Genomic DNA, 13,542 nt, shown 5'->3' with positions numbered 1-13,542 from the left:
TGACTTATTTTATAACCTTTGCCGGTAAACCTACTGCTGTACAATTAGATGGTATATCATGAATGACTGTTGCCCCTGCACCTATTATACTCCATTCACCAATTTTCCGATTTGGTATAACTATTGCTCCTGCACCTATTTGTGTACCTTCATCGACATAAATGGTTCCCGTTAATGTAGCATTTGGAGAGATATGCGCAAAATCGCCAATCTGATTATCATGTTCTATTACTGCAGCAGTATTTACAATAACATGATTTCCAATGATAGTTTCTGCATTAATAACGGCTTTAGGCATAATAACAGTCCCGAATCCAATTGAAGCAGACTCGCTCACTACAGCAGTTGGATGAATGATTGTTTCATAATTTGTTTCTTTCAATGCTAGTTGCTTAACTATTTTTTTTCGTACAGTATTATTGCCAATTGAAATTACAAGTTTAAATCCAATCTCTTCTATTGTTTCTTTAATAGAAGAAACTGGACCATAGTATATCCCTTGCTCTTCAACTAAGCCTTCGTATTTATCATCAAATACTGCAACAATCTTATAACCTATATTTGCATGCAATATATCTGTAATAACTTTTGCATGTCCACCTTGACCAACTAAAGCTATTTTTTTCATTTTACCACTTCTTTATTTGGATTTGATCCTGTAAACTTTTGCATCGTTACATGACCTTGTTGACTAATACCCTCCGATTTAAAAACCTTTACAACTGTTAAAAATAAAATTTTTATATCTAACCAGAAGGATTGATTATCTACATACCAAACATCTAATTTAAACTTCTCTTCCCAAGAAATTGCATTTCGACCATTTACTTGAGCCCATCCAGTAATACCAGGGCGTACCTCATGACGCCTAGCCTGTTCAGCTGTATACAAGGGCAGATAATCCATCAGCAATGGACGAGGGCCCACTAAACTAATATCCCCTTTAACTACATTAATAAGCTGTGGCAATTCATCTAGACTTAACTTCCTAAGTAGCTTACCAAATGACGTCAAGCGAACATCATCCGGTAAAAAATTTCCTTCCTTATCTTTTTCATCTGTCATTGTACGAAATTTATATACATAGAATTTTTTCCCGTATAAACCTGGACGTTGTTGTTTGAAAATAATAGGACTTCCTAACTTACTCCTAACTAGAATAGCAATTATTAAAAAAGGTACACATAACAGAATACATAATATACTAGATATTACAAAATCAAAAAATCTCTTCATTTGCATCACCTAACTAAATCTCTCTTAAAATTTCATATAATTTTTTTGATAACTTTATAGAATCATATTCTTTCTCTGCTAAAGCTTTAGCATTTTCACTAGTTTTTTCATACAAACCCACGTTTTCCTTTAATTCTTTTAGATAAGAGTAATATTCCTTTTTATCCTGATATCTAAACCCTTTTCCCGCATTCCCCTTTCTCAAAACCTCATTTTGCCAGCCCAAATAATTTAATATAATAGGCTTTCCTGCCGCAAGGTAATCAAAAAATTTATTAGCACTATTATCTTGTAATATCGCATAATCACTAACTGACATAATACCCACATCACTAAATTTCACTAATTCCAAAACCTCTGTCTTAGGCATCTGATTTAAAATATATACATTATCTATGTTATAGCTTTCTTTGATTTTTTTTAAATTCTCTTTCTCTTTTCCCTCTCCTATTAACAAATAAACTATATCTTCGTCTCTATAATCATTTGCAATATCTAATATATGTTCTAAACCATTTACAAATCCCATAGTTCCTGAATGAATACATACAAACTTATCTTTTAAAAATGGATATTGCTTAAGGATTCTTTCTTTGTCCACATCAATCTCTTCCATCAAACGATTATTAGCTAAATTGGTAATTACAGAAATTTTTTCTGAGGGAACCCCTTTTCCTATTAAATTATCCCTCATTCCTGTTGATAGGACAATAATATGAGCTGCATGCTTATAAATTACTAATTCTAGTTTACTTAACATTTTTATTAAAAATTTATTTTTGATAAATCCTAACTGAATTGGTATATCCGGCCAAACATCCCTTACTTCAAAAACATATTTTTTCCTTAAAATTTTTGATACCAATAAACCTGTTATCCCAATTGTTAATGGTGTCGATGTGACAAAAATTATATCTGTATCTTTTTTTTTGATGCCTAAAAGGATACTTTTTATCATAAAATGTAAAAAGGCATATACCCTCTTTAAGAAAGAATAACCTTGCTTGTACTCTGTATTCGTTGAAATAATATTAATTCCATTATATTGATTTATATCAACTTTATTACCTGTTAATACCGTTACCTTATTTCCCTCTTCCGCAAGGTACTTTGAAAATTCAAAGGATCTTGTACCACCAGAGTTCACCTGAAAATATTGATGTATATACAAAATATTCATTAGTTTTCTCCTAAAATATGTTCATATAACTTTATTAACTTCTTCTCTTCAACGTTCCAATTATATTGTTCTTGATATGCTTTAAAACCGTTTTCTCCAAATTGCATACTCAATTCTTTATCACTTAAAATCTTATAAACAGCTTCTGTTATCTCTTTTACCTCAAGAGGGTTAACAACTATACCACTTTCACTGCTTTCAATTAATTCTTTCCAATCTGGAAAATTAGAAGCAACTACCGGGATACCAAATGACATGTATTCAAATATTTTTGTTGCTAAAGATTGAAGGTAATTTTTTTCCGGATGCAAAATGGCCAAACCTACATCTGATTTATCGTAATATTCAAATACTTCATGCAATGGTAGTCTACCCGGAATTTCAACATACTCACTAAGATTATTCATCTTTATAAAATTCAAGGTATCTTGCTTTAATTGTTCTGAAAAACCCCCAATTAAAATCAACTTGAATTTTACATCTTTATTCTTTAATTCCCTTGCCATTTGTAGCATCTCTTCCAAACCTCTAGTTCTACTAATAGCACCTGCATAAATAATATTAGGTATTTTATTTCGAGTAATATGTAGAGTATTATTATTATCTAATGGATAGTTTAAAATATCTTCTTTTACAATACTTATATTAGTGTAGTTATTCTTATAATATTTTTCTGCATAAATAACAGCGTCACACTTTTTTATTAAGAATTTCTCTATACGCCCTACCACCCTAGATAACTTCCCTCTAATAAATTTAGGAATCCACGGTTTACTTTTTATAGCTGCTGGAAAATCCTCATGCATATCATAAATAACCTTAGATTTAGTGAATACTTTTAAAAAATACCCTACTACCAATAATTCTGGGTCATGGAAATGATATATATCTGCCTTTTCTCGCAGCGCTTTAATAAACAAACGTATCCATAACAATGGTCTTGATAATCTTTTCACCTTAGGAAGATACTCAATTGTTAAATTTTCATATGTCCCCTCATATTTCACGTCATTTTGAACTGCACATAATTTCACTTCATATCCTTGTTTCGCTAAACTAATTGTTTCCTTATAAAATACTCTCGTATCATTCCATGGATGAACTGAACTAAAAATAAATACTTTCAAAATATCCCTCATTCCTAATAAAAAAGAGGTATTTTTATAAAAATACCTCTTTTTTATTATTTATTGCAATTGAAGAACCTTTTTCGGTTTTTCATTAGCACCTATCTTAATAATTTTCGCATCATCAAACTCTTTAAATGCATTTCTTGTATCTACAATTAATTTACTGTTTTCAACTATCATATTATTATCATATGCTTTATGATTTGTAATTAAAATTATACAATCATATTCCATTAAACTTGAATAATCCAATTCAACCGAATCAATTCTTTCACCATATTTATCCTTAAATGAATGAGCATGTGGATCATTATATTCTACACGAGCTCCACCGTCTCTTAATAACTCATAAATTTCTAAACCTGGTGATTCACGTAAATCGTCAATGTCTGGTTTATAAGCCATACCTAATAATAACACCCTTGAACCCATTACAGATTTTTGGTGAGTATTCAAAGCATAGCTCACCTTATTATAAACATATTCTGGCATATGTTTATTAATCTCTTGTGCAGTTTCAATAAATCTGCTAAAGAAATTAGAACCTTTTGCCTTCCAAGCCAAATACATAGGATCTAGTGGAATACAATGTCCGCCAATCCCAGGACCAGGCGTAAACTTCATAAATCCAAATGGTTTTGTATTTGCTGCATCAACCGTTTCCCAAATATCAATACCTAATTTATCACATAACATAGCCATCTCATTAATAAAAGCTATATTTACACTACGAAACGTATTTTCAAGAAGTTTACTCATCTCTGCTACCTTGGGTGATGAAACCGGAACAATAGTATCTATAAAGTTGCTATATAAATTAACACCTAATTCTGTACATTTCCCAGTAGTTCCACCTAAGACTTTAGGCGTATTCTTTGTATTATAGTATTGATTTCCCGGATCAACTCGTTCTGGTGAAAAACAAAGGAAATAATCTTCACCTACCATATATCCTTGAGCATTTAATTCTTCTTCAATTAATTCTTCAGTGGTTCCAGGATATGTAGTACTTTCTAACGTAATCAATAAGCCTTTATGCATATATTTCTTTATTTCATTCATTACTGCAATAATATAACTCATATCCGGTTCCTGTGACTTAGTTAGAGGCGTTGGTACACAAATACTAATTGCATCTAACTCCTTAATAATTTCAAAATTACTCGTAGGAGTAAAGTGACATGATGTATTAATAAATTCGATTTCATCATTACTAATGTCAATAATATAAGAATTATTATTAGTAAGTTGATTTATTTTTCGAGTATCTAAATCAATTCCATATACATCATATCCTGATTTCGCCAACTCTACCGCTAATGGTAGACCGACATAACCCAGTCCAATAACACCTACTTTAGCATTTCTATTTTCTATTTTCCCTTTTAATTGTTCATAGTAATTATTCATTTAATTTATACTCCTTCATCAACAAAAATTGATAGCTAGACTCATTTAAAATCTTAATATAACCAAGTAATTATTTAATTCTTTATAACTATTTTTTATGAAATTCCATTTCAAAGTCCCTATTTAACACTATAACTAGTAATTAACCTGTAAAAACAATATTAAGCATTGCACTTAATTTATAAAATAACATTACAAAAAACAGCTAATTTTATTGCTATGTTTTTCTATCTACTTTTAATTTTTTTGTGTTGACCCTTGAATCAAATCATTATTTAATTCTTTTTTTCTTTTTATAGTTAATAATTTTTTGGCAACACCTCTCCCAATTCTAATTGATGGCTCTTCTAAAAACCTATTAGATAAATAGGAACAAACAAAAATACATAAGATACATAACAAAATAATTATAAAATTAGGTAACAAACCGTAAGTATTGTGAAATACTATTAATAAAATTGGAACATGGCATAAATACATGCTATATGATATTCTCCCATTAAATAATAGAATTCTTTTGTTTAGCACCTTTGAAATCTTATTTGAACCCAAGGCTGAAATTATTATTAATAAAGAGCCTAACATTACACCCCAATCTATTAATATTAATTTCACATCGTTATTTAAAATATAATAAATACCCTTAGAATACGTATAGAGTACCAGCCCTAAACAAAATAATACTATCCGTAGCCTAGTCGATAACCCTGCCCAAGTTTCTTTTACTTGTTTTAGTTTTTTTGCTAATAGTGCACCCATTATAAACATGGAAGTATAGTGTAATGTATCAAAATAGCTATTCTTATAACCTAATCCCTCATTTAAATGCATACTATCCCCTAAGAATCCAACAATAGAACAAGAAACAGCTAATACAATTACATATGTTGATTTGATTCTTTTTATAATCAATACCAATAAAGGAAATATTATCGAAATTCTTATTTCATGCACTAAAGACCACACTACAGGATTTACTTCTGTTGTAGGAAAATTACCAATTAAAAATAAATGTTGTAATAATAAACTCCAATCAAACTCCAGGCCCCATTTTCCATTAAACCATTCTCCCAATTCCGGGATATTTACTCCTAAAAAGATTGAACTCATATAAAATGAAAAAACAAGCCAGAATATATACGGGGTATATATTCTAAAAAATCTCTTGATTAAATATTCCTTATATAAAAACTTACCTTTAATATTGTAAAGAGGAAGTGATAAAACTAGTCCACTTAAAATAAAAAATAAAATTACAGCTTCCCCTCCAGCCCAAAAAATCCTAAGAGGGGAAGCCTCTATATATGTAGATGCAAAGGGAACAATCAATAATATATGCCCTATTACTACAGATATAGCTGCTAATCCTCTAATAGAATCCAGTTCTTGAAGTCTCATTCTCACGCTCCTCCCAACCGCAAAATTTTCGATTGCATCTTATTTTCCATTATTAACATTTGGCGCAAATATAGCTAATAAAACCACTAAAATCAAACCATGTGTTATTAAAACTGTAAATAATGAACCATTAGTTAGATCTATTGAAGCCATTCCTAAAAACAGGCCATATAATACTATATCTTTTCGACCTACTAAATTATCATATACCCATAAAATCATTCCTAATATGAAGGTAACTAAAAATACCCCTAGTATACCTAGATTTGCAAAACCATCAGCCCACAAATTTGCATTTGCTGACATGTTAATTTTATGAAAGTATATATAACCTATTAAAAATGGTGGTGTGACATCATATGGGTAATCAAAAAAACCTTTTAAAAAACTATAAGCCCAATATCCTTTTTCATTTAAAGAGAAGAATTCAAAATATAATCCGGTTAAATGACTTGGTACAATTAAAAATCTCCTCACAAATAATGTACTAAAAATTGTTGATTGTAATAATTGATCTATTATAAGAGTAGATGCTACTAGCGCTAATAAACAATAAGTCATCTTCATGCCAAAATTTTTCCCTTGATTTTTTAGACAATAAATTAGACCTATCAGGAAGACGAAAGAAAAGATAAAAGTTTTATGCCCAGAGATCATAAACAACAATAGCTGTCCAAATAAAGCTATTACTAATAGTGATTTCTTCCTGTACACTAATCCAATTGCAATAAGTAATATATTAAATACTTTCGACTGCCAATTAATTAGATACATAGACAACTTGGTACCAGCTTCTCTAAATCCCTCTCTAAGGTCATAAGCATTTGAAATGTCTGCAAATACCCCCAGGTTAAATCGAAATCCAAATACAAAAAATAAGTAACAATAATTTACCAAGCTAACACATATTATTAAAAATACAAAAACACTCAACTTTATCTTAATAATAGGCAATTTAATTCGAGGTAAACGACACATTAAGTTTAATACTAATATATTTACTATTAAAACACCTTGTATAAATAGGATGTTGATATAATCCAAATATAATGTATATAAAGAGACGTAAGTATTAGGAATAATAATTACTAAATATAATATCCATACGATAACTTGAGATGGTCTACTTATAGAGTTCGGCAAAAATAAAATAGGAACCAATGAAAGTAAGGTTGCAATCAATAAAATATATAATGGTACTTCCTTATAAATTAGACCCATATAGTTAAATTCAGGATGAATAATATATATATACGATATATTAATAAAAACAGAATATAAGATAACCCCTAAAAATATTTTTAATTTAGCTATATTCATAGCCCCTCCTCATTTGCACCTTTAAATATATTATTAATAGACTTGTATACTATTAATAATAACAATAAATATGTAACCGCCATAACAAACGAGTACAATATTATTGCATTATAAATAGAGATATTAAACAAATATACTACACTAAAAATTGTTATTACTAATACTAAACGTAATAAATCCCATATGAATTGTTTTTTTTGCATTTCTAATATGTTTAAGGTTTGTGAGATAGGAAATACAATAAAAAAGGCTAAATACATAGGGGACATTAGTTGTAAAAAGTATCCAGCTTCCCCCCACTCGCTACCAAAGACTATACTAAATAACAATCTACCACCTACACTTAACACCACAATTGGAACTATTCCAATTAAAAACAGCTTTTTTATAGTATTTACAAAAAAAGGTTTGAGCTCTTTTTTCTTTCCCTTAACAACCTTAGACACTTCTCCAATGTAGACTTGAGCCACCGCTTGACCCAGTACCATTAACGGAATAGTGATCATTTTGTGTCCAAAAGAATAGAGACCCGCTTCTCTTTCCCCGAACAAAAGTACAAAAGCTATTGGTGCTATCTGTAAACCTAAAATATTAATTACCGAGGAAACACTGGAAATTAAAGGGAATTCTTTGTATCTTTTACCTACTTTAATAATTTCTTTTATTTTTATAGATTTAAAGAGGTTTTTGTTCTCTTTTAAAATTAATGAACAAAAATTTCTTACTCCGCTAGTTTTCCCTATAATATCACCTAGAATAAGACCTATCGGCCCTGATTTGAATAAACCCACACTAATATAAGTTGCTACCTGACTAACATTTTGCGTAATTTTAGTCTTTGCAATTAATTTATATTCGCTTTTGCGTATTGCCCAATAGTTCAACACTTGATAGCTTCCCATTCCCAAAATACTTATAGGGATTAACCATTTATAAAGGCCTAATTTATTCAAATAGATACGTGTTATCTCCAAATTACTCATTATCCAAATTACTATTCCTGAAAATAAACTTAGTATTATCACTATAATTAAAGATAAAGTTACTAAATTAATTGCATCTTCATCTCTCTTAGGTAACGAAATAGCAAATTCATACCTTAATGAAGCAATTACCAGAAATACAGCTAATATTGAAGAGTACACAGATACTATCCCAAAATCACTTGGAGAATATATTCTTGAAATAATAGGTGAGGCAAGAAAAGCTATTAGTTGTCCAAGTGCTGTTCCACTAGCAATAATAAATATATTTTTCAAATATGAATTACTGCCAATTCTTTTCTTTATATTTCCTAAAATCATTTATTATATATACCCTCACTTAATTTTTATTTAATTAGCTACCTTGCTTTTGTCACCTTGAGTAGCTAAAGATATTAATTTATTCCTCAAAAGAGAAGATTCTAGATTTTTTTCTTCCAGCAAACTAAATATTTTTTCAAGTGGTATCTCACATGGATGTCCCACATAAATCTTAGGATATACTTGATTTTTCTGTACTTCATCTTTAGCTAATAACTCTTCAAATAACTTCTCTCCCGGTCTAATTCCACTAAATTCAATTCCAATATCCTCAATTTTATAGCCTGAAAGCGTAATAAGATTCTTTGCCAAATCTACAATCTTTACTGGTTCACCCATGTCGAGTACAAAGATTTCTCCACCTTTTGCTAGAGAACCAGCTTGAATAACCAAGCGTGAGGCCTCAGGGATAGTCATAAAATAGCGAATCATATCAGGATGGGTTACCGTAACAGGTCCGCCCTTTTGAATTTGTTTCTTAAATAAAGGGATTACACTCCCCCTACTTCCAAGTACATTACCAAATCGAACAGCAACAAAACGAGTATCACTTACAGTATCCATATGTTGTACGATCATTTCAGCAATACGTTTTGTCGCACCCATTACACTTGTTGGATTGACAGCCTTATCCGTCGAAACCATAACAAAAGTATTTACTCCAAATACATCAGAAGCCTCTGCCACGTTTTTTGTTCCAATAATATTATTTTTTACAGCTTCTTCAGGATTACGTTCCATAAGCGGTACATGCTTATGCGCTGCTGCGTGATACACAACATAGGGTTTATGCTTTTCCATAACTTCAAATATTTTATTTCGGTCTTGTACATCTGCAATTTCTGTAATAATTTTAATAGAATCTTTATATAAAGAACATAATTCCATTTCAATTGTATAAATACTATTCTCTCCATGACCAAGTAATACAATTTTACCTGGTTTAAACTTCATAATTTGACGACAAAGTTCTGATCCAATAGATCCCCCTGCTCCTGTAACTAAAATTGTTTTTCCATTAATTTTTTCACCAATACCTGCATCATCTAATTTAACAGGTTCGCGTCCTAATAAATCTTCTACTTGCACATCTCGAAATTCATTTACTGAAACTTTTCCATCTAAAATATCTTCTAACATTGGTATGATTTGCGTTTTCGCTTTAGTTTGAATACATTTTTCAAAAACTTCATTAATTCGTTTTCTATTTAAAGAAGGGATTGCAATAATAATATGCTCTATTTTATACTCCTCCACAATTGATTGAATATCTTCTGTTGTACCAACCACTGGTACACTATACAATTCTAATTTTTGCTTATTCAAATCATCATCTACAAAAATAATTGGCTGTAAATCCGCTTCTTTATTTTGTTGTAACTGCCTTACAACCATTGCACCAGCCGCACCCGCTCCAACGATTAATGTATGTGTTTTTTCACCATGCTTCTTAAAGTTCTCATCTCTACAAACGCGCCACACAAAGCGTGATCCACCAATTAATAACATATGTATCATCCATGCTATTGCTAAAATCCTCACATAAACGCTTTGATTAATAATTTCTTGTATTACTGCAGTAATGATAATTGAGCCAGTAATAGCTTTAAAAATTTGGGTTAATTCTCCTACACTTGCATATTCCCATGCCTTATTATATAACTTATACCTTGATGCGAAAAAATGATGCGAGCATAGTAAAATAATTGAACTAATAATAAGTGGTTTAGGTAAACGTTCCAACAAATTTGGGTGTAAAAACCAATAACTTAAATAAACTGATGTTAGCACAATTAAAGAGTCTACTAATACTAAAAATGAAAATCTTTTTTTGTAACTCAAAGCACCTATTCCTTTCTCTATTTAATTTAGAAAATAAAAAATCCTAATTATATTCATTTATATAAATGAAAAAGAATATAATTAGGATTTCTTTTAGCAATACAATATTTGGGCATCTAACCCATCCTCACGTCATACCCCCGACGACAAGCGTCTAAGGTAGGTTCGAAATAAAAATTTTTACCCACAGCACGACCGAGTGCCCCCGTTGATAACGGTTAGGAGACATCACCAATTCTTTATTTAAAAAATACCAAATAACTTTTTCCGACGGATTTGTTCCGGATCTTCTTTATAAATCGCTTTCCCGCTAATTAATAAATATGGATTCTCTTTTAAATCACTCATAACACTCATTCCAAATTCTTTTTCAATTAGTTCATAGCTTTCTGCTAGATGAAATCCTCTTGTTGTTGTGTTATGTGCATCTGATGCGATCATATGGGTTAAATTATATTCCACAAGCTGCAATGAAATTTTTTTGATTTTTTTACCAAACTTACCTAGTAAACTACCTGCTGTCACTTGTGTTAATGCACCTTTATTGACAAGGTTATATAACTTATCTGGCCGCTCGATTAACTCGGCATTACGTTCGGGGTGAACGATAATTGGGATCATTCCTTTTACACGTAGTTCATAGAATAGTTGTTCTGTATAACGAGGTACATGATTAGATGGGAATTCAATGAATATGTATTTGTTTGTTTCATTTAAAGTAACGATTTTACCAGCTTCATAGTCTTCTAATAAATCACCGTATAACCTGACTTCTTGTCCTGGTAAAACTTTCAGTGGGATTTCATGTTGCTCTAATTCATCATTTAATTGCTTCACTTGATGAATAATAGAAGTACGCTCATTTACATATTTTCCATTTTGATGATGTGGTGTTGCGACAATTGTATGTATTCCTTCTGCCACAGCTTGCTGTGCCATTGCTAAGCTATCAGTTACTGTTTGTGCACCGTCATCGATACCAGATAAAATGTGGCAATGTAAATCAATCATCTGTTTTGTCCTCCCTCGCTTATAGTAATCTTTTTTCCCTTGAATATGAGGCATCCCTCATATTCAAGGGAAAAAAGGAGATATGTTCTTCCCATATCTCACTCTTTTCATTAATTTGCACCGTAGTAATAATATAAGCCATGTTCTCGTTCACGATCGTTCAGAACAACACCTAACAATTTACCTTTTGCAGATTCTAATAATCCTTTTGCTTTTAGCGCCGTTTCCTTTTCTGTTGCTTCACTACGTACGACAAGAATAGATGCATCACATACATTTGCCATAATTTGCGCATCCGTAACAGCTAAAATCGGTGGTAAATCGAAAATAACTAAATCGTACGTACTGTATGCTTGTGCCAGAAGCTCCTGCATTGATTTTGAGCCTAACAATTCTGCTGGATTCGGTGGAATTGGTCCACACGCTAAAAAGTGTAAATTCTCTACAGATGTAGTTTGTACACATTTTTCTAAACGCTCACTATGTGTTAATACGTTCGTCAATCCAAAAATATTATCAACTTGGAACATTTGATGCATCGCCGGTTTACGCATATCTGCATCAATTAATAATACTTTCTTACCTTGTTGAGCAAATACAACTGCCATATTCGCTGTCGTCGTTGTTTTCCCTTCACTCGGGTTTGCAGACGTTACCATTAATGAATGTAAATTTGTATCAACAGACGCAAACTCAACATTCGTTCGAATATTACGATACTGTTCGGAAATTGGTGATTTCGGTTGTTGATGAGCAATTAATTGACGACGTTGACGATGATTCTTTTTCTTTTTAAATAAATTAAGAGCCAATTGTTTGTCCCCTCACTTTTCTTGATGATGGAGCGTGCGATTTCACACTTGGTGTTTCTTCATCCATGCGAGCTACAATACCTAACACTGGTAAACCAAGTAAGTTTTCTACATCTTCTTCTTTTTTCACTGTGTTATCTAAGTATTCTAGTAAGAATGCAAGACCAACTGCAGCCATTAAGCCAACAACGAAGGCAATTGCTACATTTAACATTGGACGTGGTTTAATCGGAGATTGATTTTCTGCAACTTCTGCTTTAGATAGTACTGTTACGTTATCCACGTTCATAATTTTTGCAACTTCACCTTTAAATACATCTGCAGTAGCATTTGCAATATCACGAGCTAATTTTGGATCTTTGTCCTCAGCTGTTACAGAGATTACTTGTGAATCTTTTTCATTCGCAACATTAATCTTTCCTGTTAACGCTTGCGCTGTCATATTTAAATTTAATTTTTCATTTACTTGTTCTAAGATTACTGGACTTTTAATAATAACCTTATATGTATTCGTTAATTGAATATTCGTTTGAATCTCACCAGCTTGGAACATTGCACCCTCTTGCTTCTTCTGGTTAACAAGAATTTGCGTCGAAGATTGATAGATTGGTGTCATAAAGAAGAAGCTAATGATAGCACTTACAATGGCTGCACCAAAGGCGATTACGAGGATCATTGCTAAACGTTTTTTTAAAATATGAAATAACTCTTTCAAACTAATTGTTTCTTCCATAAGTTCCTCCAACTTTCTAAAATTTGCACATAAGAAAAATTATAACATATAAATCTTACATTTTTTATTTTGATTGATTTCGTTCGACATTTATTCACATCAAGCACATATAATCTTACAAAATAATCTTAAATCTGACAACACATTCCAACAAATTTCCAAAATT

At 31.1% G+C, this 13,542-nt stretch carries 12 protein-coding genes; all 12 read right to left on the bottom strand.

Features of this window, described 5'->3' with window-relative positions; genetic code table 11:
* Positions 1 to 4: 4 nt before the first annotated feature.
* The gene (locus ACTFNE_RS18670) at positions 5 to 628 is read right to left on the bottom strand and encodes an acetyltransferase (protein WP_270705750.1); all 624 of its coding nucleotides are present in this window, start codon (positions 626 to 628) and stop codon (positions 5 to 7) included.
* The gene (locus ACTFNE_RS18665; RefSeq protein ID WP_270705748.1) at positions 625 to 1,236 is read right to left on the bottom strand and encodes a sugar transferase; all 612 of its coding nucleotides are present in this window, start codon (positions 1,234 to 1,236) and stop codon (positions 625 to 627) included. Before ACTFNE_RS18665 ends, ACTFNE_RS18670 begins: the two co-directional genes overlap by 4 nt.
* Before the next feature lie 13 nt (positions 1,237 to 1,249).
* A complete protein-coding gene (locus ACTFNE_RS18660; RefSeq protein ID WP_270705746.1) occupies positions 1,250 to 2,416 on the bottom strand; it encodes a glycosyltransferase family 4 protein in 1,167 nt (388 codons plus the stop codon).
* Positions 2,416 to 3,543, bottom strand: a complete 1,128-nt coding sequence (locus ACTFNE_RS18655; protein ID WP_270705745.1) for a glycosyltransferase family 4 protein — start codon at positions 3,541 to 3,543, stop codon at positions 2,416 to 2,418. The genes ACTFNE_RS18660 and ACTFNE_RS18655 overlap by 1 nt, the downstream gene beginning before the upstream one ends.
* A 60-nt stretch (positions 3,544 to 3,603) precedes the next feature.
* Positions 3,604 to 4,956, bottom strand: a complete 1,353-nt coding sequence (locus ACTFNE_RS18650; protein WP_270705742.1) for a nucleotide sugar dehydrogenase — start codon at positions 4,954 to 4,956, stop codon at positions 3,604 to 3,606.
* A gap of 237 nt (positions 4,957 to 5,193) precedes the next feature.
* Positions 5,194 to 6,354: an acyltransferase family protein gene (locus ACTFNE_RS18645; RefSeq protein ID WP_270705740.1), complete on the bottom strand. Its 1,161-nt coding sequence runs from the start codon at positions 6,352 to 6,354 to the stop codon at positions 5,194 to 5,196.
* Positions 6,355 to 6,393: 39 nt separating this feature from the next.
* Positions 6,394 to 7,674, bottom strand: coding sequence for an O-antigen polymerase (locus tag ACTFNE_RS18640; RefSeq protein ID WP_270705739.1), 1,281 nt, complete (start codon positions 7,672 to 7,674; stop codon positions 6,394 to 6,396).
* Positions 7,671 to 8,978 carry a lipopolysaccharide biosynthesis protein gene (locus ACTFNE_RS18635; RefSeq protein ID WP_270705737.1) on the bottom strand — a complete coding sequence of 436 codons (1,308 nt, stop codon included), beginning with the start codon at positions 8,976 to 8,978 and terminating at the stop codon, positions 7,671 to 7,673. Before ACTFNE_RS18635 ends, ACTFNE_RS18640 begins: the two co-directional genes overlap by 4 nt.
* Positions 8,979 to 9,008: 30 nt before the next feature.
* Positions 9,009 to 10,820, bottom strand: a complete 1,812-nt coding sequence (locus ACTFNE_RS18630) for a polysaccharide biosynthesis protein (protein ID WP_270705736.1) — start codon at positions 10,818 to 10,820, stop codon at positions 9,009 to 9,011.
* 243 nt (positions 10,821 to 11,063) lie between these two features.
* Complete coding sequence (locus ACTFNE_RS18625; protein ID WP_270705735.1) at positions 11,064 to 11,831, bottom strand: tyrosine-protein phosphatase; 768 nt, start codon at positions 11,829 to 11,831, stop codon at positions 11,064 to 11,066.
* A 110-nt stretch (positions 11,832 to 11,941) separates the two neighbouring features.
* Positions 11,942 to 12,643, bottom strand: a complete 702-nt coding sequence (locus tag ACTFNE_RS18620) for a CpsD/CapB family tyrosine-protein kinase (RefSeq protein WP_001207188.1) — start codon at positions 12,641 to 12,643, stop codon at positions 11,942 to 11,944.
* Positions 12,633 to 13,376 carry a YveK family protein gene (locus tag ACTFNE_RS18615; RefSeq protein WP_063246651.1) on the bottom strand — a complete coding sequence of 248 codons (744 nt, stop codon included), beginning with the start codon at positions 13,374 to 13,376 and terminating at the stop codon, positions 12,633 to 12,635. Before ACTFNE_RS18615 ends, ACTFNE_RS18620 begins: the two co-directional genes overlap by 11 nt.
* Positions 13,377 to 13,542: the final 166 nt, after the last annotated feature.

The organism is Bacillus cereus group sp. MYBKT111-2, assembly GCF_051915205.1.
Lineage (GTDB): Bacteria > Bacillota > Bacilli > Bacillales > Bacillaceae_G > Bacillus_A > Bacillus_A paranthracis.
The sequence above is the reverse complement of the archived record's forward strand: the minus strand, read 5'-3'. Positions and strand labels throughout refer to the sequence as shown.